This is a genomic window from Massilia rubra (assembly GCF_011682065.1).
Lineage (GTDB): Bacteria > Pseudomonadota > Gammaproteobacteria > Burkholderiales > Burkholderiaceae_D > Telluria_A > Telluria_A rubra.
The window spans coordinates 316,221-339,711 of sequence record NZ_VUYU01000001.1; the positions used below are offsets into that span (position 1 = coordinate 316,221).

Consider the following 23,491-nt stretch of genomic DNA (forward strand, 5'->3'; position numbering starts at 1 on the left):
CCTCATCGACGGGCCGCGACTCTTATACATATATGGCGGCAAGCGACATGGCACACCGATGGGAAACGCCCGGCAGCGTATGGCTGGAAGACGAACACACGGCGCAGTTTGAACTGGCGTCGAGCGAGGGACTTGGCCGCATCGAGCGCCAGGCGCAGTCGCGCGGGCGCCTCCCCGATATCGCGCACCTGCTGGGCGCTTCGCTGCCGCTGTCCTGCGACTGCTCGCCCATCTATCCCGAAGGTTTCGCCTTCTGCCCCACCTGCGGCGCGCCGCTCGACAAACTGGCCGGACGCGCCAAGACGTCGCCCGACTGGTGGGGGCCATGGTCCGACCATCTGCTGCCGCGCCATGTGCCGCATGGCCTGAACGTGACCGCGCTGGCGCTGGGCGAGAACCTGGAAGAACGCCCGGCCGCGCCGGCCCCCGGCCGCCCCGACCTCAATATGCCGGCCCCGCCCAATGCGCACTGCGTGTTCGCGGCCGGCGCCTTCGGTTTTCCCACCCAGCGCCTGATCGCGCTGGCCCACGCCCGCAACGTGCTGCAGTACTGGGACCCGCTCGGCCAGGCCTGGCACGTCATGGCGCCCGAAGACAACGCGTCCGACCTGACCTTCAGCGTCCCGGCCGCGTCCTACGCCTGGCTGCCGGCAAGCGATCCGCGGCGCGGCGAAGTGGCGCTGGTGCCGACCGACCGTGGCCTGCGCCGCCTGTTCATCAATCCGGTCAGCGAGACCTATCGCACCGAAGTCGTGTTCGACGGCCAGCTCGCCAGCGCCCCGGGCGCCATGCGCCGCCATGTGGCCTGCCTGGTCCACGGCGAGGCCGGCACGGTCCTGTGGAGCGCGCACAGCGACATGAGTAATGAAACCGTCTACGCCTGCGACGCACCGGCCGGCCAGTGGGCGCGCCCGGTCGGCTACGACGGCAAGCTGTTCTGGCTGCACGCCCAGGGCCAGCTGGTATGGCAGCCGGGCGCGCCGCCGCAATGGATCGCCTGGCCGGCCGGCTGGTCGCCGCGCCTGCAGTTCGGCGGCCCCACCCAAAGCCGCGACGGCCGCCTGTGGCTGATCGGCCATGACGGCCAGGCCTATTCTTTCCTCGAACTGGGCAAGCTGGCCGGCCAGCGCGAAGCCTTGAGCGGCGCGCGCCTCGGTTTCGCCAGCCTGCTGTTCCGGCGCGGCCACGCGGTGGTGGACGAACCGTGGGGCCTGGAGCACGTGGAAGATCCGCACGACGACGACGCCATGGTGCTGCCGCTGCTGCGCGGCTTCAATAACAACCGCAGCCAGCCCAGTGGCCTGGTGCTGCGCTTCCACCAGTACACCGGCATGGCCGAAGACGCGCTGGCCGGACGCATCATCCCACGCACCACGTTCGAATGGATCGGCAAGCGCAACGTCATCCTCGACGACATCGCGCGCCTGGCGCATCCGCTCGAGTGCGTGCCCTTCGTGTACGACAACTGCCTGTGGCTGCACCATCCCGACTGGAACCAGGTGCGCGGCTGGCGCCTGGACGCACTGCCGTGACCGGCGCGCTGTCGCGCTACGCGTGCATTCCCGCCAGCGTTGCCCTGCTGTGCGCGAGCGTTCCCGCATTGGCCGCCTCGCACGTATTCCTGATCCAGAATTCCGGCTGGATGGAGCCGTTCTATACCGACCCGGCCTCGCCCTTCAAGCCGCTGGTGGCCGAGATCATCATGGCCGCCACCGGCCCGGGCGACCCGATGGTGCTGGCCGCCTTTAACCAGAGCCTGCCCGGCGCGCCCTCGCCCAGGGCGCTGCTCTCGCTCAAGGTCGACCCGGTGCCGACGCGGCGCGAGGTGGTCAAGGCGCTGGCCGCGCTCGAGGTCGCGCACAAGCCGGGTGGCACGGCGCTGGCCGACACCGACCTCAATGAAGCCGTCGGTTCGGCCATCGGCACGGCGCTCGGCGGCAAGCCGGGCCTGGTGTGGCTGGTCACGAACAACCGCAATAGCCCGAACAACGACCAGGCCACGGCGCTGCGCAACCGCGATTTTTACCAGTTGATTCACCGTGGCGACGCGATCAGCAAGGCGCTCGCGTTCCCGTTGCAAATGCCGGTGCGCGGCGCGCAGTACCGCGCCAATGGGCTGATGGTGTACGTGTTCGCGGTGGGCGCGCAGGGCGCGCGCGAGCTCGATGCGCTGCTGCTGTCGGGCCGCCTGCAACGCGTCATCACCGAACCGGCCGCGCGCCTGAAACCGCTCGACCGCGACACGCTGCGCCTGGTGCCGCGCAAGGTCAGCGATGCGCCGGGCGTGGCGTTTTCGATGGCGCCCGGCGGCGTGCTGCACGCCGACGTGGATGCCGGCACGCGCGCCCCGGCCGCAAAAATCGAGTGGAACCTGGAGAACACCATCTACCCCTACACCATCGCCAGCGCCACTCTCGCTGCGCGTTCGGTGCTGGGCGGCGAAAACCGCGCCATCGAACTGGCCAGCACCCAGGTCAGCAAGCTCGCACCGGGCAAGAGCGCGCCGCTGGCGTCGACCATGCAGCTGCCGGTGACGCAATTGCCGGGCACGTGGTCGCTCAAGGCCGTCACCTCGGCCGGCTCGGCCTACGTGCTGCCAGGGCGGATCGAACTGCAACTGAGCGAGCAGCGGCTGGAGCTGTCGCAGGATTTCCGCCAGCGCATGGCGACCTTGTTCCCGGGCGACCCGCTGCCGGATATCTTTACGCCGCCGGCCCAGATCAAGGGCTCGAGCGCCGCGCTGCCGATCGAAGTGCGGGTCCATTACGGCGTCGGCCCGCTGCTGGCCGCCATCGGCGCGGCGCTGGCGTTGCTGGGCGCCGCCGCTTGGGCCATGCTGGCCATGGCGCGCCCGCGCAAGGCCTACGTGACGGTGGAGGATGAATTGCGTACCATGCAGGCGCGCGCCGGCACCGTGCAGCCGATTTACGACAAGGCGGGCAACAAGGTGGCGCAACTGAAAACCACGCTGTTCGGCCATCAACTGATCGACCTGCGCGAAGGCGCGCAGGTACGCTTGGGCCGCTAAACTTTTACTCTATCAGGACGATCTTCATGCAAAATCCCCAGGCTCCCGCAAGCGCACCCGCCGATCCCGGCTTCAAGCTTCCCGGCGACAGCAGCGCGCCTGCCGGACAGGCCGGCAAGGACGCCGACGGCGCCTTGAGCACGCAGGCGCCGATCGAAGTGGCGCCCGTGCTTGGCGCGCCCGCAACCGATACCGCCTCGCGCGACCTGGCCATCGGCGGCGCCGTGTTCCTGGTGCTGCTGATCGTGTACTTTTTCGTGCGTAACGCGTATGTGCACCACCTGGTGGTCAAGCGCGTGGCGCCGTCGACTGCCGGCAGCGCCGGCTGGCTGCTGTTCGTCGGCCTGTCGTTCGTGAGCGCGGCGGCGGTGCTGGCGGTCATCAACGCGAGTAAATTCCTGACGCTGGCGATCACCGCGCCGCTGGTGGGGATTGGCCTGGTCGCCCTCGGCGCGGCCCTGTTCGTGGGCCGGCGCTGATCCGCCCCCGCCTCCGACGACCCAATGATTGAAAGACAATGACAATGGCAGAATTTCCCAACACCGGCAGCGCAGCGGCCAAGGCCGAACTGAAGGTCGACCTGCGGCCCACGCTGTTCATCGGCGCCGGCGGCACCGGCATGGAAGTGATGCTGCGGATTCGCCGCCGCATCCTGTCGGAGGTCTGGAACCGCCACAACCCGACCCGCGTCGAATCGATCGCGCAGTTCCCGGTCGCGCGCTTCCTGCACTTCGACCTCGATAACAACGCCATCATCGACGAAGGAAAATCGCAGCGCACCGACCCGTGGTACGAGCTGGTCAAGCTGGGCGACGACGAGCGCCTGGTCGAGTCGCTCGACCTGCCCCAGTATCACGAGTCCGACGACAGCCTGGCGCGCTTTCCGCTGATCGAAAACTGGATGCCGCTGCGGCCTAAAAAACTGCGCTCGCTCGGGATCGATCCGTCCAAGGGCGCGGGCCAGATCCGCGCGCTGGCGCGCCTGTACCTGTTCGATAAATATCCCAAGCTGCGCGGACGCATCAAGGGTGCCCTCAATTTCTTGAGCAGCAACGCCGGCAACGAGCGCAAGGAAACCTACCAGCGCCTGGGGCTCCAGGTCGATACGTCCAAGTTCCGCATCGTCGTCATCGCCTCGTGCGCGGGCGGCACGGGCGCCGGCAGCGCCATCGACCTGGGCTGGATTTCCAAGGCCATCGCGCGCCAGGAAGTGTCCGACAACCAGGTCGACCTGGTCCTGTTCATGCCGTCCGGTTTCGCCAAGGCCAACAAGGAGCGCACCGAGGCCAACGCCTACGCCACCCTGATGGAACTCGAGACGACCATGCGCGACATGAACGCGCAAGTCCGTTGGGCCGAACCGGACAACCTGGTCGGCAAGGGCGCGCCCTTCGACGATGTGTATTTCGTCGATACCGCCAACCTGGCCAACAAGGCCACCAGCGACGTCAAGGATGTCTACCAGATGGTGGCCGACACCCTGTTCGAAGACTTCGCGTCGGCCGATTTTGCCAACCGCAAGCGCTCGATCGCGGTCAACCAACAGCAGCACAAGCTCGGGCCGTTCAACCCGCGCGTGCCGGAACAGCGCTTCGGCGACATGCGCCTGTCGTACTCCAAGGTGTATTCGGCCTTCGGCCAGGCGGTGCTCGACACCCAGCAAAGCCTGCGCGACGATATCCGCGCCTACGAACTGGCCGCGCTGATGGTCAAGGCCTTCTTCGGCCTGGCGGGCAGCGACGGCGTGGCGGCGCGCCGCGCGGGCGATCAGGAACGCGACGTCTTCATGCGCGAGCAGATGTCGATGAGCGAGCATCCGTTCGACGAATTCCCCGACTTCAAAAAGGGCACGGTCGACCTGACCCCGTTCCAGGAATACGCGCTGACCGACCAGCTGCTGATGGACAAGGACCAGCGCTCGCTGCTGGAACGGGTCGAGAGCAAGGTGCAGCTGGAGATGGACCGCATCATGGCCTCGTACGACCTGGGCGTGTGGCGCGAAAAAGTGGCCGAGCTGCTGCCGCACCTGGAGCGCGACGCCATCCGCGAAGCCGGCGCCACCGCCGAAACGAGCGAAGACCGCATCAAGCGCCATACTTCCGAGCTGACCACGCGCCTCAAGGGCCGCGCGCGCACCCAGTTGTACGCGCTGCTGGACGATCGCAAGCAGGGCGGCCTGGAATTCGTGCTCTCGCTGCTGGAACAGATCAAGGCGCGCCTGCTGCAGCGCGACCTGGGCAACGCCGAACGCAATGGCAAGCGCTATCGCGACATCCGCGACGCGCTGCGCACGCGCCAGGTCGAGGAGTCGCTCGGTAACCTGTCGCAGGCGGCCAGCCGCCTGTTCGGCAAGGATGCGCAGGCGCGCGAAGTAATGGCCCACCTCAAGCGCGACATTGCCGACTACCTGCGTTTCCACCTGCTGGCGGTGGCGGCGGGCCAGTCGATCGAGGTCATGCGCACCATGTCATCCTGGCTGGGCGACCCGCAAAGCACCGATGAACAGGGGCAGCCCGTGTGGAGCGGCATCGCCGGCGAATTCCAGGAGGGACGCCGCTGCGTGCAGGCCATGCTCGGCGCGGTCGACCAGCGCATCGACCAGCTGCGCGCCGACGCGCGCCACGAACACGCGACCTACATCAAGCTGGCCAGCGACATCCTGCCCGACCCGGTGGCACTGAGCGGCGACATCCACGCCTGGAGCGAGGAAGTGTTGCTCGAATTCGGCGGCTCGGCGCGCCTGTTCCCGCAACTGGGCGACGAAAAACTGCGCGCCAGCCTGCTGCTCAAACTGTTCCGCCGCGCCCAGACCCAGCTCAGCGTGGAAGAACTGGACGACGCCGAACCCGTCGATCCCCTGCTCGAACGCCTCGGCGCCATGTCCCCGCAGGAGCGCGCGCGCATTTTCGGCGAGTGGCTCAAAAGCGCCATGCCGTGGATGAACGCGCGCTTTTCCGCCGAGTTCACGCCCAGGGCCGACCAGTTCAAGTGCTTCATCGGCGTGGGCGACGTCAATGCCTGGCGCCTGATGGAGACCGAAATTCGCGCCGCCGTGCCGGCCGGTTCCTTCCATGGCGACCTGGTTTCGGTGGTCAACACCGGCATTAGCGGCAAGGCGGTGTGCTACATCGAGCTGTCGGGCTTTCCGATGACGGTGCTGCGCGGCCTGCCGACCTGGCGCACCTCGTACCAGATCGAAAACCCCAAGATTCCGACCCACCTGCATTTCGACGCGACGCGCTTTCGCCATCCGATTTCGCCGTCGATGGATGAACTGAACCGCCTGGCCGACGATTACGAGTGGTTCTTGCAGGCCAACGCGCTTGGCGTGATCCGCCGCAAGAGCGATCTGGCCGACCGCGAAGCGTCGTTCCAGCCACGCGGGCAGTACCTGTTCGAAGTCGAACCGGGTTCCGGCGAGTGGCTCCAGATCGGCAACGAGTTCGCGATCCGCTCCAACGGCCTGCCGCCGTACTACCGCGAGCAGGTGATCGCCGCCGTGCAGCAGCGCCTGGCCAGGCTGGGACCGAACCAGTTCACCATGCTGGCGACCCTGATGCGCCACTTCCAGCAGCGCGTGTATGAACCGAAGCTCGAAGTCGATGAAACCGGCGCCCAGCTGCCGTCGCCATCGCTGCCGAACATCACCGCGCGCCGCCTGTACGAAGAGTGGTTCAAGCGCGCACGCGCCATGAATCCGGCGCTGGCGCAGCGCGATATCGACGCCGCCGGCGCTTCGCTGGCCGAGTGGACCGAACCGGTGCCCGGTTCGGCCAGCGACGCCTACGCGTGGGAAGTGGAAAAGTCGGTCGACAAGCGCGCCATTCGCGCGGCCTTCCTGGCCAGCGAGCCCGAGGCGGCGCAGGCGCTGGCCGCGCGCGCGCTGGCGCCGCCGCCGCAGGCAGCGGGCGCGCGCTATAAACTGTTCCTCAACGGCGCGCAGCAGGGACCGTTTTCGATTGACGAGATCGCGCTGCGCATCGCTCGCGCGGAAGCCGGGCCGCAGACCAAGGTCTGGAACATGCAGTGGAATCCCAAGGCCGACAAGTGGAAGAGCGCGGGCGAACTGCCGGAGCTGGCCTCCTTGTTCGACGATGCCATCCCGGACCCCGACAACGACATACCCGATCCGGACTGACGCCATGAACCTGCAAGACCAAGTGATCTACCGCTGCATCCACGCCGCCTGCGCGCGCCCGATGCCGCGCCGGGTCGATTTTTGCCCGTACTGCGGCACCGCCCAGCACGAGGGCGCGTTGCGGCCGGCCTCCGCCGCCGTGAGCGAGCCTGTGCCCGCGCCCGCGCCGCCCGTGGCGGCCTACGTCGCGCCAGCGGTCGAAGCGCCGGCGTTCGTGCAGGAAGTGCCGATTGCACCGGCCAGGCCCGGCCCCGCCGCCGCTCCGCCTCCGCCGCCGCCGATCCCTGGTCCGGCCGCCGCCGCCGTCCCTCCGGCCCCGCCCAAAGCCGTGCCGCGCGCCGCACCCTCCGGGCCGGCGCTGCGCAAACCGATCCGCCTGCGTTACTGGCTGATGGCGCTCGCCGTCCTGGCCGGCATCTGGTTCATGGCCAGGCCCGAGCCGAAGAAGTTCGAGGCGCGCATCGAGCAGGCGATTTTGCAGGCCGAGGATTGCAATATCAAGGAGGCCAGGGCCGAACTGGACGCGCTCAGGCGCGACAAGGCCAGCGAGGCCCAGCTTGACCGCCTGCAGTCGTCGATCGGCGCGGCCGCCAGTGCCTGCGAGCGCAAACGCACGCGCGGCGCCAAGGCCAAGAGCGCACCCAAACGCGACACGCCGGCCGTGCCGGTCAAACCCGAGGCGCCGGTGGTGGAACGGCCTGTGATCGAACGCCCGGCCGGCCAGTCGGCGCGCAACCTGATCGCCGAAGCGGAGCGTGAACTGGCGCAGGGCAATTACAAGGCCGCCTCCGACAAGCTGGAAACCTGCATCGCCATGGTCGACGGCAGCCGCGAATGCGCCGCCTTCAAAAAGCACGCCGACCGCCTGCTCACGGACATGCGCCATTGCGTGGGGGCGGGACGCGAGTGGATTAACGACCGCTGCATGTAAGTACAACTCAGGTGCGCAGCGCGTGGCAACTCGTCAGACATGTATCTTTTTTGTAAAGATTGCCAAAGTTCTTGCAGAAATGTTGCTTCTTGGTCTACGATCACGTTTTCCACTTCACCGGAGACGTCGATGGCGCTCAGCAGAATTTTCCCATCGCTGGCGCTGGCCTGCGGTGCAGCATCGGTGCAAGCTGCCAGCTTCGATTGCGTCACGCCCGAGTTTCCCGACAAATCGGTATCGATCCAGGCCGCGCGCCGCGTCGACGACCAGGTGCGCGCGTGGGAAAAATGCTATGCCCAGTTCCGCGCGCGCCAGTGGAGCATCGATGCCGCGCGCCAGAACGATGAAGTGGCGGCCGGCGTGGAACGCTGGGTGACGCTCGCGCGTACGCCAGGGGCGGCGGGCGGTGCCAACGCCGCCAGCGCGCGGGCGCGCGGCGCCGATGCGCCGGCCAGGGTCGCACGCGGCAAACGCGATAACCAGGTCATGCGCTTCGTTGAACAGGTCCCGGTCGAATACGCGGTCGAACTGCGCTGAGCGCAGGCGACTTCACAGCAGCGGGCGCATCTCGATTGCAATTCCCGACAGGACCGCGTTGCCCGACAAGGGGTCGCGCAGGTTCTCGTCCAACAGCGCGTTCAGGTTCACCCCCGGCCGTTCGGCCGCCACCCGCATGTGCGTGCCTTCCAGGTTGTGGCCCCAGCCATGCGGCAGGCTGACCACGCCCGGCATCATCTGCGCCGATATCTCCACCTGCGCCTCGATCATCCGTTCGCCATTGCGGATCTGCGCCATGGCGCCATCGACCAGGCCAAGGCGGGTCGCGTCAAGCGGATGGACCAGCGCCGTGCAGCGGTAGGCGCCCTTGGCCAGCACCGGCAGGTTGTGCATCCAGCTGTTGTTCGAGCGTAGCTGGCGGCGCCCGACGATGACCAGTTCCGGCGCCGGCGCGCGCAGGTCGTCCCTGGCGCGCGCCAGGTCGTCGAGCAGCAGCTGCGGCGCCAGTTCGATCTTGCCCGACGGCGTGCGCAGCGCTTCCGGAATGCGGCTGGTCATCGGCCCCAGGTCGATGCCGGACGGCGCCGCCTTCAGGCGCGCCAGGGTCAGCCCGTCCGGATGTTTGCCGAACTGGTCGCCGTACGGGCCGCTGCGCAGCGCCAGGTCGAGCATGCGTTCGGCGCCGCGCGCGCTACCCAGGGCCGCCATCAGCGCGGGCGCCGCCGCACCGGCCGCGCGCGCCAGGTCTTCCTGCATATGCTCGTCGTCGAGCGCGTCGATGTCGGCCGCCGCGCCCAGTCCTTTGACGATGGCGGCGATGCGCATCATGCTTTGCCATTCGTGCGGCTGGTCCGGCGCGCGCGCCAGCACCGGGGCGCTGAAGCGGGCGTGATTGCGGTGCGAGAACTGGGTGAAGCTGACGTCGTAATGCGCGTCCTCCAGCGGCGAAACGCCCGGCAGGATCACGTCGGCGTGGCGCGAGGTTTCATTCAGATAGATATCGAGGCTGACCATGAAGTCGAGCCCGTCGAGCGCACGGGCCAGGCGCGCCCCGTTTGGCGCCGACAGCACCGGATTGGCGGCAATGGCGATGAGCGCGCGTACCTGGCCGGGGCCGGGCGTGTCGATTTCTTCGGCCAGGCAGGTCACCGGCAGTTCGCCCGACACTTCGGCCGCACCCGAGACGCGCGAGCGATAGCGCCCCGTGACCACGCCGCGCCCGATACCCGGCGCGCCGCGCGTGTTGGCCGAAAACGCGGCCGCTTTCGGGAACATGGCGCCGCCTTCCTGGTCCAGGTGCCCGGTCAGCACGTTGATCGCATCGATCAGCCATGAACACAAGGTGCCGAATTGCTGGGTGCATGTGCCGATGCGGCCGTAGATGGCCGCGCGCGGGGTGTTGGCCAGGCTGCGCGCCAGCTGGCGCATGGTGGCCGCCTCGATGCCGCAGCGCGCCGCCACCAGTTCGGGCGCGTACTCGCGCACCGCCGCCTCCAACTGTTCCAGGCCCACGGTGTGTTCAGCCAGCCGGCCAAGGCGCACCAGTCGTTCGTCGAACAGCGCGTGCGCGATCCCCAGCAAAAAGAAGACATCGGCGCCGGGGCGGATGAAGTGGTGGGCGTCGGCCACGTCGGCCGTTTCGGTGCGGCGCGGATCGACCACGACCAGCTGGCCGCCGCGCGCGCGCAGGGCCTTGGCCTTGCCGCGAAAGTCCGGCACGGTCCACAGGCTGCCGTTCGAGACCATCGGGTTGGCGCCCAGGATGAGCAGAAAGTCGCAGCGCTCGATATCCGGCACCGGCACCGACAGCCAGCTGCCGAACATCAATCCGACCGAGAGCATCTTCGGCACCTGGTCCACGCTCGACGCCGAGAACATATTGCGCGTGCCGAGCGCGCGCGCCAGGCGCGGGAAGTACAGCAGCAGGCTCATTTTGTGCGACACCGGGTTGCCCAGCACCGTGGCCACGGCGTTGGCGCCGCCGGCGGCGATGACCGGCGGCAGGCGGCGTTCGATTTCGGCGTAGGCCTGATCCCAGGTGGCTGGTTCAAAGACGCCATTGCGCTTGATCAGCGGCGTGCGCAGGCGGTCGGGATCGTCGTGCAGGTCTTTCAGGCCGATCGCCTTGGGACACAAAAAGCCATGCGAGAACACGTCGTTGGCGTCGCCGCGGATGCGCACCACCTTGTTCTCTTCGAGGTCGAGTTCAAGCCCGCAGCAAGCTTCGCAAAACGGGCAAATGCGGTGCGCGCCGGTGGCGGGCACGGCGGTAGGCGGGGAGGCGGACAAGGTCATGGCGAGCACTTTCCAAAAAATCGAACGGTCGTGCGATTGTGTGCATTCGGCGCCCGACTGTCAACCGAAATGTCGGGCGCCGGTGTATGCTACTGAGCAACAACAACCGTAGGGGAAATCATGAAAATCACATCGCTCATCGGCTGCGCCATGATGCTCGCCGCGCTGGCCGGCTGCCACAAGGACGAGCAGGGCATGGGACCGGCGCAGAAGGCCGGCGCCAATATCGATAAAGCCGGCGACACCGTCGGCGCCAACCTGAAGGCCAACGTCGACAAGGCCGAGGAAGCGGGCAAGAAGATCACCGATGCGGCCAAGGCCACCGGCGACAAGATCGACGAAGCGACCCTGGACGCCAGCAAGGGGCTGGACCGGGCCACCGAGAACGTCGGCAAGAAGGTGGAACAGGCGGGCGAGAAGATCCAGGAATCGGCGCGCAAATAGTCACGCCGTAGTCAGGCTGCCCCGCGCCGGCCGGCGCTGCCGGCGCGCCAGTCGTCGACGGCGTCCACGCTCACGACCAGCGCCACCATGTTCGGAAAGCGTTCGAGCATCTGGTCCAGCCACGGCAGGTCCCGCATCAGCTGTTCGGGGGCGGGTGGGGCCGGCTTGCGCAGGCGCTCGAGCACGCGCCGGCGCCGTCCCAGTTCCGGGTCGCCGGCGGCATTGAACAGCGCCAGTTCGCCCACGGCGCGCTCGACCAGCGACCCGGCCGCGCCGAAGCGCAGCAGGCGGCGCCTGTCGCCAGCCCAGTCGAACAGGCTGGCCGCCACCGGCAGCAGCGTTTCGTGGCCCGGCTTCCAGCCGGCCGCCAGCAGGTGCGCCATGACTTCCTCGAACAGGGCGCGCGCGCACAGGTTGATCATGGCGTCGCCGTCGAGGATGCGCTGCATCTCGCGCCGCCACGACGTTTCGTCGCCGGCCGCCTGCGTCAGCGTCAGGCGCGCCAGCGCGGCCCGGTACTGCGCAATGGCCAGGTCGCACAGATGCTGCGGGTCGGCGCGCCCGCTGTCGGGCAACAGCGGCTGGGGCTGCGCGCCATATTCCGGCACCGCTCCGGCCGCCTGCGCGGCCCACGCCAGCGCCAGTTCGTAAGCCTCGCGCAGGTACTGGAAACCGGCGGCGTCGCCTTCCTGGTCGATTCTCTTGAGTTCACGCGCATAGGCGCGCCGCACCGTGCGCATGTCGGCGTCCTGGCCCAATCCGAGCCTGGCGAACGAGGCGTGCATGGAGGGCATGTCAGACGATGGTCAGCTTCGGCGGCGTGGCCGCGTTTTTCGATTCCGGCCAGGTGCCGAGCACGATCGACATGTCGACGTAGCCGGCGCCCCAGGCGCGCTCGAGGTCCTGCTCGATGTTTTCCATCGTGGTCTTTTCGAAATTGGCGAAGCCGCGCACGCCGTAGGCGCGGTTGCGCCCGTGCGCCTTGGCCAGGTAGAGCGCCATGTCGACCAGGTTGACGGCGCGTTCCCACGGCAGCGCATCGGTGCCCGGCACCAGGGGAAAGGGCGCGAAGCCGATCGACACGTTCACCGACAGGCGCTTGTCCTGGTAGTCGATGCCCTGCTGCGAAATCCCGGTCAACAGGCGCCGTGCGATTTCCTCGACGCCGCTGCGCGGGATGGCCGGCAAGAAGGCGAGGAATTCTTCACCGCCCCAGCGCACGATCATGTCGGTCTCGCGCAGGATGTCGCGCAGGCTGTCGGCGATCATTTTCAGCACGGCGTCGCCGGCCGCGTGGCCATGGCTGTCGTTGACGTGCTTGAAGTGGTCGACGTCGAGCAGGAACAGGGCGCCGACGATTTCCTCGCCCGAGGTGCCGGCGCCGCGTTTTTCCACCTGCAGGTGGCCGCGCATGAACTCCTGGAAGTGGCGCCGGTTGTACAAACCGGTAAGCGGATCGCGCGAACTTTGCTGCTTCAGTTCCAGGTTCTTGACCTTGAGCTGGGCATTCGCGTGGCGCACCTTGCGGTACAGGATGCCGACCACCAGCGCGGCCAGCGCAAACACCACCGCCAGCAGCCACCACACGCGCTGCTGCAGGCGGCGGTTGTCGATTTCGGTCGTCTTGAGCTGGTTTTCGCGGCTCAGCAGTTCGATCTGGCGCTGCTTCTTTTCGGTCTCGTACTTTTCCTGCAGTTCGAGCGTGGCTTTCTGGCGCCGTTTTTCGAACAGCTCGTTCGACAGCGCGCGCTCGCGGTGATAGGCCTTGACCGCGCCCGCCATGTCGCCGGCGCGTTCGAGCGCGGCGCCGTATTCCATCAGCACTTCCTGCAATTCCGGCTTGTCGCCGACCTTTTCGTACCAGGCCAGGCCCATGTCGAAATGGCGCTTGCCCTCGACCAGGCTGCCCAGGCCCAGGTGCGCCTGGCCCAGGTTCAGGTGCGCGGTGGCCACGGTGCTGTCGTCGTTCAGGCTGCGCCCCGCCTTCAAGGCCTGGTTTGCGTACGACAGGGTGCGCGCATAATCGTGCTGCTTCAGGTAGCTGTCGGACAGGTTCACCAGCGACCCGGCGATCATCGCCTCGGCGCCGATCTGGCGCTCGTACTCGAGCCCCGCCAGCAGGGCGCGCAGGCCGCGCTGCGGCTGGTTGGTTTCGACCGCCAGGCCGTATTCGGTATCCTTCAGGGTCGCCAGGCGCCCCGGCGAATTGGTTTGCTCGGCCAGCGCGGTGGCTTCGTCGAGCGCCTCGAAACCCTTGTCATGCTCGTTCAACTGGCCGTACAGGATGGCCAACGAATTGAGCGCCTGGACCTTGGGGATCGGCTGGCCGTACTGGCGCGCCAGGGTCAGCGCGGTCTGCATCTTGCCCATCGCGGCCGGAAAATTGCCGTCTTCCGCGTAGGCCTGGCCGGAGGTAATCGCGGCCTGCACGCGCAGTGCCATGTCGTCGGTGGTGTTGGCGATCTTTTCGCCTTCCCACGCCAGTTGGTGCGACAGCGCCAGCTGGTCCATGCGCGAGACCACGTAAGCCTTGGTCAGCAGCCCCTTGGCCTTGACCACATTGTCCTTCGTGTCGCGCCCGAAGGCGATCAGTTCCTCGGCCGCGGCCAGCGCTTCGGGCACCTGGTTCAAGCCGCGCAGGGCCAGGCACAGCTGGACCAGGAAATCGGCCTTGGTGCGCACCGGCGCGGCGCGCGCCTCGGTTTCGATCCGGCGCAGCGCTTCGAGCGCCTTGGGCGGAACGTAGCGGTTGATTTCGCGGATTTCCACCAGGCGCGCATCGAGGGCCGGATGCTGGGCCTGGGCGAGACCCGACACCAGGCATAGCGATGCCAGCAGCACGCGGACCTGGCGGCCCGACGGGGTGTCTGATAAACCTGCCAACATCACGTTCCTTCATGTGAAAACCGGTGCTTTCCGAGCGGGAAAACTGCGGTCAATTATATTCTTGTTGCAAGCGGGAAAGTTCCACCGGCACTCAGATTGTGCCCCTAAATGCACATGTAAATGGCAGGCACGTGTGTTTCGATGACGCTTTGGCATGGAAGTGTTGGTCCGATACGACGCCCCTGGCGGTGCTTCATGACCGCGATTAGGCCGTCTGTCGCATTTGCCGCCCGGCGCCGCGCGTTTGACTTACATTCCGTACAAGCCCATCAATCAACATGTCAGGAAACACCATGCTCGAACTGCGCAATGTGGTCAAAACATTCGGTAACAAGGTGCGCGCGGTCGATGCCGTGAGCCTGTCGCTGGAACACGGCGTGGTCGGCCTGATCGGCCACAATGGCGCCGGCAAGACCACCCTGATGCAGATGATCGCCACGCTCACGCGCCCGAGCAGCGGCCAGATCCTGTTCGACGGCGTCGATATCGTGGCGCGCCCGCAGCACATCCGGCGCCGGCTCGGCTACCTGCCGCAGGACTTCGGCGTGTACCCGAATCTGTCGGCCCTCGAATTCATGCAGTATTTCGCCGCCCTCAAAGGCGTGCGCGATCCGGGCCGCGTCAAGCACCTGCTCGAACTGGTCAACCTGCACGAACAGGCCAGGCGCCCTGCGGCCTCGTTCTCGGGCGGCATGCGGCGCCGCCTCGGCATCGCCCAGGCGCTGCTGAACGACCCCGACATCCTGGTCGTCGACGAGCCCACCGCCGGCCTCGATCCCGAGGAACGCCTGCGCTTTCGCAACCTGCTGGGCGAACTCGGATCGACCAAGCTGGTGATCATGTCGACCCACATCGTGTCCGACGTCGAAACCATCGCCGGCCGGCTGGCCACCATGGACGCGGGCAAGCTGATCGCCTGCGAAACGCCGCGCACCCTGCTCGACCAGGCGCGCGGGCGCATCTGGTCGGCCAATGTCGGCGCGGCCGACTACGAACTGCTGCGCGCCAGGGTGAATGTGCTGCACGCGCAGCGCGAGGGCGAGCAGGTGGCGCTGCGCATCGTGCACGGCGCCTCGCCGTGCGCCGGCGCGCGACTGGCCGAACCGACCCTGGAAGAAGCGCTGATCGCCCAGCGCCACGCCTTGAAGGAGGCGGCGTGATGCTGTCGATGCTGCACCTGCTGCGCGCGCTGGCGCTCAACGAGGTACGCCTGCGCATGCGGCGCACCTCGACCATGGTGGCGCTGCTGGCGGTGGTGGCGGTCAGCTGGGCGATGATCGCCGACCCCGCCAGCGGCAATGCACTGCTGGTGTTTAACAAGGCGCGCGTGCTGTACACCAGTTCCGCGCTGGCATTGGGCAGCGCCACCCTGGGCGCCTTGCTGTTCGGCCTTGGCGGTTTTTACCTGGTGCGCGGGCGCATGAGCGAAGACCTGCGCAGCGGCATCGGCGGCGTGATCGGCGCCACGCCGGTCGGCAGCGCGCTGTTCCTGGCCGGGCGCTGGCTGGGCGCCTGCGCCTACCTCGGCGCGCTGGTGGCCGCCTTCATTCTCACCATGCTGGTGCTGCACGGGCTGCGCGGCGACGGTCCGCTCGAACCGCTGGTCTACCTGCAAACCTACGTGCTGCTGATGGCGCCGATGGTGCTGTTCGCGGCCAGTTGCGCGATCCTGTTCGACAGCTGGGCGCCGCTGATGGGCAAGGGCGGGGACGTGCTGTTCTTCATGCTGTGGATAGCGCAGCTGGTGTTGATGACGCAAAGCGGCAGCAGCGAGGTCCCGGCGCTGATGGTGTTCGATTTTTCGGGGCTGGCGGTGGCGGTGGCGGCGGTGCACGGGTTTGTGAGCGGCACTGATTTCTCGATTGGGTCGAGCCCTTTCGACGCCGCGCTGGCGCCGGTGTCGCTGCCGCCGCTGCTGTGGAGCGCGCGCATGATCGGGCTGCGCGCGGCGTCGGCCGTGCTGGCACTGGTGCCGCTGCTGCCGGCCTGGTGGCTGTTCCACCGCTATTCGCCGGACCGGGTCAAGCCCGGGCGCGCCCGCTTGCGCCGCACCCCACTGGCGCTGGTCAATGCCGCACTGCGCCCCTTGGCCGTGCTGGCCAATCCCTTGCTGGCGCTGGCCGCGCGCGTGCCGGGGCTGGCCGGCCAGGTGCTGGCCGACCTCGCGCTGACCTTCATCATCGCCCCTGCCGCGCTGCTGGCGTTTGTCCTGTGTGCGGGCGCCGCCGTATTCGCACCGATGAACGCCCTGCCGGCGCTGCTGATGGCGGCGGTGGCGTCGTGGGGCATCCTGGTGGGCGACATCAGTACCCGCGACTACGCGGGGGCCACCGAAGACCTGAGCGGCACGGTGAGCGGCGGGGTGGCCTTGCGCTACCTGCGCCAGTATGCCGCCAGCGTGCTGCTTGGCTTGATGTTCATGGGGCCGGTGGCGCTGCGCTGGGCCTTCACGCAGCCGCTGCGGGCACTGGCGCTGGTGGTGGGCGTGGCCAGCCTGTCGGCGTTGGCCAGCCTGTTTGGCCGCTGCGGCAGGACGGCGCGCCTGTTCCTGTCGCTGTTCCTGTTCGGGTTCTACGTCGCGCTCAACGCCACCGAGGCGCCGAGGATCGACGCGGTGGGCTTCAATGGCGCCGCCAACCTGCACTCGGTGGCGCTGTACGCGCTGGTGGGCGCGCTGGCGCTGGCCGGCGGCTACCTGTACAACGCCGGCCGCCTGGAACGCTAGGAGTCCTAGACCGCCAGTTGCTGCAACAGGTACAGGCGCTGGTACAGGCCGCCGTCGACCTGCATCAACTCGTCGTGCGAACCGGCTTCCGAGATGCGGCCGTGATTGAGCACCACGATGCGGTCGGCCTCGCGGATGGTCGAGAGGCGGTGTGCGATGGCGATGATGGTCACCCGTCCGCGCAGTTCGTTCAAGGCCTCCTGCACCACCTGCTCGGTGGCGCTGTCGATATGCGAGGTCGCTTCGTCGAGCAGCAGGATGCGCGGCTGGCCGGCCAGCGCGCGCGCAATCGCGATCAGCTGTTTCTGGCCGGTCGACAGGCGCGAGCCGCTTTCGCCGAGCGGCGTATCGTAGCCGTCTTCCAGCGCGGCGATGAAGTCGTGCGCATGGGCCGCGCGCGCCGCCGTTTCGATGGCTTGCTGCGACAGGCCGCGTCCCATGTCGATGTTCTCGCGCGCCGACGCCGCCAGCAGGAACGGGTCCTGCGGCACCAGGCCCACCTCGGAGCGGAAACGCTCGTTGTCGATGGCCGCCAGCGGCTGGCCGTTCACTTCAATGGCGCCGGGGCGCGACGGGTAGTAGCGCAGCAGCAGCGACAGCAGGGTCGACTTGCCGCTGCCGGTGTGGCCGACGATGCCGAAGAAGGCGCCCTGCCGCACGTCCAGGTTCAGGTCGTGCAGCACGTCCTGGCCGGGCGCGTAGCCGAAGGTGAGGTTGCGGATGCGCACCGCCGGCGCGTCCGGCGCCCCCGCCTCGGGAGGCGCCGCACGGCCGCTGTCGTGTTCCGGCGCGCCGGCTTCGCCCAGCAAGGCCGATACGCGCGCGGTCGCCACCACGGCTTGCTGCAAGCCGCTGAACTGCATCGTAATCTGGATCATCGGTTCGACCACGCGCGCGATGTAGCTGATGAAGGCGTACAGCACCCCGACTTCGAGCGCGTTCATCTCGCGCCGCCCGAAGCTGTAGATCACCACCGCCAGCAGGATCACATTGAGCAAATCGAGCGCCGGGCGCAGCAAAAAGGCGTTGGCGCGCAGTTCGGCCAGGCGCGCCTTGTAGTGCGCCTCGTTGGTGGCGCCGAAGCGCGCACCGAAGCGTTCTTGCGCGTTATTCGCCTGCAGCACGCTCATGCCGCCGATCGATTCGGCGATCTGGCCGTTGATGTCGCTGCGCAGGGCGCGCGCGCGGGTCACCGCCGGCGCCGACAGGCGCTGGTAGACGAACACGATGACCACCACCGCCGGCACCAGCGCCAGCACGATCAGCATCAGGCGCCAGTCCAGCCAGGCCATGGCGATCATGGTCCCGACCAGCACGATGCTGCTGTCGAGGATCACGAACAGCACCTGGATGTACAGCGTCTTGACGGCCTCGGTGTCGTTGGTCACGCGGCTGATCAACTGGCCGGTGATGGCGCGATCGAAAAACGCCATCGGCAGGCGCAGCACGTGGCCGAACACCCATTCGCGCAGGCGTTGCACCGAACGCATGGCCAGTCCCGACAGGCGCACCAGTTGCAGGTAGCGCAGCCAGCTGGCGATCCAGCCGCTCACCAGCATGGCGCCGAGCAGCATGGCCATGCGCGGAAAATCGAGGTGGCGCGGCAGCAGGTGGTCGTCGATCAGGGCCTTGCCGAGGATCGGGCCGATCACTTCCAGGCCGGCCGCGAGAATCAGCCACAGGGTCGCCCACAGCAAATGCCGGCGGTCGGGTTGGGCGGCGCGGCGCAACAGGCTGATCGCTTGCGCGGCCTGCGCCGGCATGGCTTTGGCGGTGGTATCAGATTGCATCGAGGCTGGCCTCCAGTTGTTGATAGCGCCACTGGCTGGCGTACCAGCCGTCGCGTTCGAGCAGGGCCTCGTGGGTGCCCGATTCGGTGATGCGGCCGTCGCGCAGCACCACGATGAAGTCGGCATTGACCACCGCCGACAGGCGGTGGCTGGCAATGATCACGCTGCGCTCGGGGCGCGCGCGCCGCAGTTCCTCCAGGTGTTCGAGGATGCGCGTTTCGGTGCCGGTATCGACCGCCGAGAGGGCGTCGTCGAGCAGCAGCAGGGTGCTGTCGGCCAGCAGCGAACGGGCGATCGCCACGCGCTGGCGCTGGCCGCCCGAGAGGGTGATGCCGCGCTCGCCCACCGGCGTGTCGTACCCTTGCGGGAAGCGCAGGATATCTTCGTGGATGGCGGCCATGTGGGCCGCGTGTTCGATCTGCGCGCGCGAGGCGTCGGGCCGGGCCAGCGCGATGTTTTCGGCGATGGTGGCCGAAAACAGGAACGACTCCTGCGGCACCCAGCTGATCGCCGCGCGCAAGGTGGCCAGGGTGTAGTCGGCCAGCGGCTGGCCGCCCCAGGTGGCGCTGCCGGCCTGCGGCGTGGCCTGGCGCAGCAGCACGCGCAGCAGGGTCGACTTGCCGGAGCCGGTCGGCCCCACCAGGCCCAGGGTCTGGCCGGGCGCGATGCTGCACGAAATATCGGCCAGCGCGGCGATGGCCTGGCCGCTGTAGGTGTAGCCGACATGCTCGAGCACCAGCGGGCCGGGCGCCAGGGTGGCGAGCTTGCCATGGTCGTCCACCGAGAGGGGCGTCTCGAGCAGGGGCTGCACGCGCGCCAGCGCCGCGCGACCGCGTTCGATCAGCGAGAGCACCCAGCCGGCCGCGAACATCGGCCAGATCAACTGGCCCAGGTACATGGAAAAGCTGGTCAGCGCGCCGATGGTGAGCTGGTTTTGCCACACCAGGTAGCCGCCCAGGCCGAGCGTGAGCGCGCTGGCGGCGGTGAGGGTAAGGCCGACGGCCGGCTCGTAAGCGGCTTCCCATTTTTGCGCGCGCAGGCTGGCGTCGGCGGCGCGCGCGGCCAGTTCGCCAAACTGGGTCGCGCTGCGCTGCTCCAGGCCCAGCGCGCGCAGGGTGCGCACGCCCGACAGGGCTTCCTGCACATGGTCGTTCAGGCTCGAAAAGCGCTGCAGCGACTCGGTGGCCGCCACGTGGATATGGCTGGAGATGCGCCAGAACGCGAACGCCATGAACGGAAAGGGCAGCAGGGCCACGCAGGCCAGGCGCCAGTCGACGCCGAGCGTCATGATCCCCAGCACCATGATCAGGGTCAGGGTGCCGTCGAAGCCGGCCAGCATGGCTTCGCCAGCCGCCATTTCGATGGCGTCGATGTCGTTGGTGGCCAGCGCCATCAGGTCGCCGGTGCGCTGCTGCTGGTAGAAGGCCGGCCCCTGGGCCGACAGGCGCGCGTAAAAACGCGTGCGCAGTTCGACCCCGAGCCGGTAGGCGGCGGCGAACAGGCGCAGGCGCCAGCCGACCCGCAGCAGGTAGATGGCCACGCCCATGCCGAGCAGTTGGAATAGTCCCAGCAGCAGGTCGTCGCGCGTGAGGCTGTGGGCGGCCAGGCCGTCGATCAGGGCGCCGATTTTGCGGGGGATCCAGACAGTGAGGGCCGCCACGCCGGCCAGCATGAAGGCCGACGAGATATACGAGCGCCAATGGCGGCGCACGAAGCTGCCTACGAGGCGCGATAAAGTCATTGAATACGTTCCTTGGATGTTGCGCCCGGACGAAAAAAACGGGCCGAAGCCCGTCAATTTACTACTTTTGGCAACTTGGCGCAGAGGCCGCCCGTGCCAGGAGTCTGCCGCGCAGACTCCTGGGGCACTACCGTCACTTCCTGCGCGCGCCTTTCGAGGTGGACGATTCGCCCAGTTTGCCGCTGCCCGGCTTGCCCGGATAGGTGCCCGTCGGCGGCGTGGCGTCGACCGGCTTGATGCCGGAGACGTCGATCTGGATGGCGTCGTCGGCCGCCAGGGGCGCGGCGGCAGGCGTGTCGTGCACGGCGCTGGCGGCCACGCTGGCGGCGGCGCGCGCGATCGGCGTGGCCTCGGCCAGCGGCAAGGGATCGGCCTCGGGTTCGTCGGCCGCGCGCAGGCTGACGATGATCGGCTCGTCGCGCACGTCATGCGAATCGTGCGAATCGTGCGAATCCGGCGCGACGCCGCGCGCGGATGCGGATTCGGATTGGCTGGCGTCGTCGGCTTGTTCGTCGTAATCTTCGCTGTAGTCCTCGTCGTCGGCGCCATGCGCTTCGTCGTTGGCCGATTCGCGCACTGAGGCTGGCGCGGCCAGGGCCGACAAGATGGACGAGCCGGGCGCATTCACGCGCGCGCTGCCGGCGATGCCGAACAGGGCGCGGCTGTAGGCGAGCAGGGTGTCGAAACCGTCGCGGCTGTGCGCGGTGAGCGCAAACAGGTCGCGCGGGTCCTTGGCGGTCAGCAACTGCTGGATGGCGGCCGTCGATTTTTCGACGCTGGCGCGCGTCGTTTTCAGGTTCAGGGCAATCAGCTTCTCGGTATTTTCTACCGCTTTGCCGGAAAAATGGCGGAAAGCGTCGAGTTGGGCTTCGAGCTGGGCTTTGCGTGCTGCGGAAAACTGTTCTGGAAGGTTGCTCATTGGGGTTCCTTGGAAGTGTTTTATGACGCGCTGCAATATTGCTAAGTCTATCCATGATTGCCAGCCTTGAAAAGCAATTTTTCAACTGTGCTCACGAAAATATCTTGCAATGCAGCATTTATCTTATTGGCATGACGACAGCATGACAAACACGCGTCCGCGCGCCCCAAGTCGGGCCCGATTCGCTACAATCAGCAGGCCCGCTAACGCCGTTCCCAAGGAGTCCCCGATGGATCTCGTACTTCGCAACGCCAGCCTGCCCGACGGGCGCCTCCAGATCGATATCGCGGTCGAGAACGGGCTCATCGCCGCCGTCGGTCCCGGCCTGGCGGTGCGCGGCGCGCGCGAGATCGACGCCGGCGGCGACCTGGTGACGCCGCCCTTCGTCGACGCCCACTTCCACATGGACGCCACCTTGAGTTACGGCCTGCCGCGCGTGAACCGGTCGGGCACCCTGCTCGAAGGGATCGCGCTGTGGGGCGAGCTGAAACCCGGCCTGACCCAGGACGCGCTGATCGAACGCGCCATGCAGTACTGCGACTGGGCGGTGGCGCGCGGCCTGCTGGCGATTCGCTCGCACGTGGACATTTGCGACGATCGCCTGCTGGCGGTGGAAGCGCTGCTGGAAGTGCGGCGCCGGGTGGCGCCTTATCTCGACCTGCAACTGGTCGCGTTTCCGCAAGACGGGATTTTGCGCAGCGCCACCGCTTTCGACAACCTCAAGCGCGCCATCGGGATGGGGGTGGACGTGGTGGGCGGGATTCCCCATTTCGAGCGCACCATGAGCGAGGGGGCGGCCTCGGTGCGCCTGCTGTGCGAGTATGCGGCCGGGCAGGGGCTGCGGGTGGACATGCACTGCGACGAATCGGACGACCCCATGTCGCGCCATATCGAAACGCTGGCGTTCGAAACGCAGCGCCTCGGCCTGCAGGGCAGGGTGGCCGGCTCGCACCTGACCTCGATGCACTCGATGGACAACTACTATGTGAGCAAGCTGCTGCCATTGATCCGCGAGGCGGGCGTGGCGGCGATCGCCAACCCGCTGATCAACATCACCCTGCAGGGACGGCACGACAGCTACCCCAAGCGGCGCGGCATGACGCGCGTGCCGGAGCTGATCGCCGCCGGCGTGCAGGTCGCCTTTGGCCACGACTGCGTGATGGACCCGTGGTACAGCCTGGGCTCGGGCGACATGCTGGAAGTGGCGCACATGGGCCTGCACGTGGCGCAGATGACGGGGCAGGAGGCGATGCACCAGTGCTTCCTGGCGGTGACCGAGGTCCCGGCCCGCATTCTCGGGCTGGAAGGTTACGGGATTGCGCCCGGCTGCCACGCCGACCTGGTGCTGCTCGACGCCGCCAGCACGGTCGAAGCGATCCGCCTGCGGGCGGCGCGGCGCATGGTGATCCGGCGCGGCGTGGTGGTGAGCGAGGCGCCGCGCGCGCAAGCGACCCTGCACCTGCCGGGACGCCCGGCCGGCACGAATTTTCGCCTCGGGCGCTGAGCCTCGGAGCGCCCTGATGAAGATCCTCGACACCGCGCGCCTGGTGCTGCGCACCGTGGAAGCGGCCGATGCGCCGTTCTACCTGGAGCTGGTCAACGATCCCGATTTCCTGCTCCACATCGGCGACCGCGGCATCCGCACGCTGGACGCGGCGCGCACGCACATCGACAATGGGCCGGTGCGCATGCAGGCCGCGCTGGGCCACGCCATCTGGCTGGTGGCGCACAAGGAGAGCGGCGCGCCGATCGGCATGTGCGGCCTGATCAAGCGCGACACCTTGCCCGAGGTCGACCTCGGCTACGCCTTCCTGCCGGCCTGGCGCGGCCAGGGCTATGCGGTCGAGGCGGCCCGCGCCGTGGTCGGGTACGCGCGCGAGCGCCTGGGACTGGCGCGCCTGCTGGCGATCACCTCGCCGCACAACACGGCGTCCGGCGCCCTGCTCGAAAAACTTGGCCTGCGTTTTGACAAGATTGTCCACCTTACACAGGAAGACCCCGGCACCCGGCTGTATGCGATGCAACTGTGTGCAACTGCCTGAAATACTTGTTGTCAGTTAACTGAAACGCATTTCTTTTTATCTTTCATAAGTGCA

The 23,491-nt window shown here is 67.7% G+C and carries 17 protein-coding genes; 11 read left to right on the forward strand and 6 right to left on the reverse strand.

The features are described 5' to 3' along the window. Nucleotides 1-47: 47 nt before the first annotated feature. From F0185_RS01350 to F0185_RS01375, 6 genes are all read left to right on the forward strand, one after another. The gene (locus F0185_RS01350; protein ID WP_167220878.1) at nucleotides 48-1,532 is read left to right on the forward strand and encodes a hypothetical protein; all 1,485 of its coding nucleotides are present in this window, start codon (nucleotides 48-50) and stop codon (nucleotides 1,530-1,532) included. Then, nucleotides 1,529-3,028, forward strand: a complete 1,500-nt coding sequence (locus F0185_RS01355; protein ID WP_370663955.1) for a hypothetical protein — start codon at nucleotides 1,529-1,531, stop codon at nucleotides 3,026-3,028. Before F0185_RS01350 ends, F0185_RS01355 begins: the two co-directional genes overlap by 4 nt. Nucleotides 3,029-3,054: 26 nt before the next feature. Further along, nucleotides 3,055-3,507, forward strand: a complete 453-nt coding sequence (locus F0185_RS01360; RefSeq protein WP_167220880.1) for a hypothetical protein — start codon at nucleotides 3,055-3,057, stop codon at nucleotides 3,505-3,507. Nucleotides 3,508-3,551: 44 nt separating this feature from the next. Then, nucleotides 3,552-7,166: a tubulin-like doman-containing protein gene (locus tag F0185_RS01365; protein ID WP_167220882.1), complete on the forward strand. Its 3,615-nt coding sequence runs from the start codon at nucleotides 3,552-3,554 to the stop codon at nucleotides 7,164-7,166. A gap of 4 nt (nucleotides 7,167-7,170) precedes the next feature. Continuing rightward, the gene (locus F0185_RS01370; protein WP_167220884.1) at nucleotides 7,171-8,097 is read left to right on the forward strand and encodes a hypothetical protein; all 927 of its coding nucleotides are present in this window, start codon (nucleotides 7,171-7,173) and stop codon (nucleotides 8,095-8,097) included. Between the two features lie 129 nt (nucleotides 8,098-8,226). Continuing rightward, nucleotides 8,227-8,634, forward strand: coding sequence for a hypothetical protein (locus F0185_RS01375; RefSeq protein ID WP_167220886.1), 408 nt, complete (start codon nucleotides 8,227-8,229; stop codon nucleotides 8,632-8,634). A gap of 12 nt (nucleotides 8,635-8,646) precedes the next feature. Here the strand turns inward: F0185_RS01375 and F0185_RS01380 are convergent, their stop codons facing one another. Continuing rightward, complete coding sequence (locus F0185_RS01380; protein ID WP_167220888.1) at nucleotides 8,647-10,890, reverse strand: molybdopterin-dependent oxidoreductase; 2,244 nt, start codon at nucleotides 10,888-10,890, stop codon at nucleotides 8,647-8,649. A gap of 120 nt (nucleotides 10,891-11,010) precedes the next feature. Here F0185_RS01380 and F0185_RS01385 point away from each other — a divergent pair, with 120 nt between their 5' ends. Further along, nucleotides 11,011-11,334 (forward strand): hypothetical protein, encoded by a 324-nt coding sequence (locus F0185_RS01385; RefSeq protein ID WP_166893891.1) that lies wholly within the window; start codon nucleotides 11,011-11,013, stop codon nucleotides 11,332-11,334. Between the two features lie 11 nt (nucleotides 11,335-11,345). Here F0185_RS01385 and F0185_RS01390 read toward each other — a convergent pair whose 3' ends face one another. Together F0185_RS01390 and F0185_RS01395 are read right to left on the reverse strand one after the other, a co-directional pair. Next, nucleotides 11,346-12,128 carry a hypothetical protein gene (locus F0185_RS01390; protein WP_167220890.1) on the reverse strand — a complete coding sequence of 261 codons (783 nt, stop codon included), beginning with the start codon at nucleotides 12,126-12,128 and terminating at the stop codon, nucleotides 11,346-11,348. 1 nt (nucleotide 12,129) lies between these two features. Further along, on the reverse strand, nucleotides 12,130-14,220 hold the full coding sequence (locus F0185_RS01395) for a tetratricopeptide repeat-containing diguanylate cyclase (RefSeq protein WP_167220892.1): 2,091 nt from the start codon (nucleotides 14,218-14,220) through the stop codon (nucleotides 12,130-12,132). 293 nt (nucleotides 14,221-14,513) lie between these two features. On the opposite strand from F0185_RS01395, the gene F0185_RS01400 reads away from it, so the two are divergent. Both F0185_RS01400 and F0185_RS01405 read left to right on the forward strand, forming a co-directional pair. Next, nucleotides 14,514-15,380 (forward strand): ABC transporter ATP-binding protein, encoded by an 867-nt coding sequence (locus tag F0185_RS01400; protein ID WP_167220894.1) that lies wholly within the window; start codon nucleotides 14,514-14,516, stop codon nucleotides 15,378-15,380. After that, nucleotides 15,380-16,945, forward strand: coding sequence for a hypothetical protein (locus F0185_RS01405; RefSeq protein ID WP_229476681.1), 1,566 nt, complete (start codon nucleotides 15,380-15,382; stop codon nucleotides 16,943-16,945). The genes F0185_RS01400 and F0185_RS01405 overlap by 1 nt, the downstream gene beginning before the upstream one ends. Before the next feature lie 5 nt (nucleotides 16,946-16,950). Here F0185_RS01405 and F0185_RS01410 read toward each other — a convergent pair whose 3' ends face one another. The 3 genes from F0185_RS01410 to F0185_RS01420 all read right to left on the reverse strand — a co-directional run bounded on the left by F0185_RS01410 (nucleotide 16,951) and on the right by F0185_RS01420 (nucleotide 21,395). Next, entirely contained in the window at nucleotides 16,951-18,735 is a 1,785-nt protein-coding gene (locus F0185_RS01410) for an ABC transporter ATP-binding protein (RefSeq protein ID WP_167220896.1), read from the reverse strand. Continuing rightward, nucleotides 18,725-20,476 (reverse strand): ABC transporter ATP-binding protein, encoded by a 1,752-nt coding sequence (locus tag F0185_RS01415; protein WP_167220898.1) that lies wholly within the window; start codon nucleotides 20,474-20,476, stop codon nucleotides 18,725-18,727. The genes F0185_RS01410 and F0185_RS01415 overlap by 11 nt, the downstream gene beginning before the upstream one ends. Nucleotides 20,477-20,609: 133 nt before the next feature. Further along, on the reverse strand, nucleotides 20,610-21,395 hold the full coding sequence (locus F0185_RS01420; protein ID WP_167220900.1) for a phasin family protein: 786 nt from the start codon (nucleotides 21,393-21,395) through the stop codon (nucleotides 20,610-20,612). A gap of 229 nt (nucleotides 21,396-21,624) precedes the next feature. Here F0185_RS01420 and F0185_RS01425 point away from each other — a divergent pair, with 229 nt between their 5' ends. Together F0185_RS01425 and F0185_RS01430 are read left to right on the forward strand one after the other, a co-directional pair. Continuing rightward, a complete protein-coding gene (locus F0185_RS01425) occupies nucleotides 21,625-22,899 on the forward strand; it encodes an amidohydrolase family protein (protein ID WP_167220902.1) in 1,275 nt (424 codons plus the stop codon). Nucleotides 22,900-22,915: 16 nt separating this feature from the next. Next, nucleotides 22,916-23,437, forward strand: a complete 522-nt coding sequence (locus F0185_RS01430) for a GNAT family N-acetyltransferase (RefSeq protein WP_187362409.1) — start codon at nucleotides 22,916-22,918, stop codon at nucleotides 23,435-23,437. The last annotated feature ends 54 nt before the right edge of the window (nucleotides 23,438-23,491 follow it).

Bases quoted from the DNA above. Each gene is read 5' to 3' on its own strand.
- F0185_RS01350 (WP_167220878.1), top strand. From the start codon at position 48: ATGGCACACCGATGGGAAACGCCCGGCAGCGTATGGCTGGAAGACGAA.
- F0185_RS01360 (WP_167220880.1), top strand. From the start codon at position 3,055: ATGCAAAATCCCCAGGCTCCCGCAAGCGCACCCGCCGATCCCGGCTTC.
- F0185_RS01365 (WP_167220882.1), top strand. From the start codon at position 3,552: ATGGCAGAATTTCCCAACACCGGCAGCGCAGCGGCCAAGGCCGAACTG.
- F0185_RS01370 (WP_167220884.1), top strand. From the start codon at position 7,171: ATGAACCTGCAAGACCAAGTGATCTACCGCTGCATCCACGCCGCCTGC.
- F0185_RS01375 (WP_167220886.1), top strand. From the start codon at position 8,227: ATGGCGCTCAGCAGAATTTTCCCATCGCTGGCGCTGGCCTGCGGTGCA.
- F0185_RS01380 (WP_167220888.1), bottom strand. From the start codon at position 10,890: ATGACCTTGTCCGCCTCCCCGCCTACCGCCGTGCCCGCCACCGGCGCG.
- F0185_RS01385 (WP_166893891.1), top strand. From the start codon at position 11,011: ATGAAAATCACATCGCTCATCGGCTGCGCCATGATGCTCGCCGCGCTG.
- F0185_RS01390 (WP_167220890.1), bottom strand. From the start codon at position 12,128: ATGCCCTCCATGCACGCCTCGTTCGCCAGGCTCGGATTGGGCCAGGAC.
- F0185_RS01395 (WP_167220892.1), bottom strand. From the start codon at position 14,220: ATGTTGGCAGGTTTATCAGACACCCCGTCGGGCCGCCAGGTCCGCGTG.
- F0185_RS01400 (WP_167220894.1), top strand. From the start codon at position 14,514: ATGCTCGAACTGCGCAATGTGGTCAAAACATTCGGTAACAAGGTGCGC.
- F0185_RS01405 (WP_229476681.1), top strand. From the start codon at position 15,380: ATGCTGTCGATGCTGCACCTGCTGCGCGCGCTGGCGCTCAACGAGGTA.
- F0185_RS01410 (WP_167220896.1), bottom strand. From the start codon at position 18,735: ATGCAATCTGATACCACCGCCAAAGCCATGCCGGCGCAGGCCGCGCAA.
- F0185_RS01415 (WP_167220898.1), bottom strand. From the start codon at position 20,476: ATGACTTTATCGCGCCTCGTAGGCAGCTTCGTGCGCCGCCATTGGCGC.
- F0185_RS01420 (WP_167220900.1), bottom strand. From the start codon at position 21,395: ATGAGCAACCTTCCAGAACAGTTTTCCGCAGCACGCAAAGCCCAGCTC.
- F0185_RS01425 (WP_167220902.1), top strand. From the start codon at position 21,625: ATGGATCTCGTACTTCGCAACGCCAGCCTGCCCGACGGGCGCCTCCAG.
- F0185_RS01430 (WP_187362409.1), top strand. From the start codon at position 22,916: ATGAAGATCCTCGACACCGCGCGCCTGGTGCTGCGCACCGTGGAAGCG.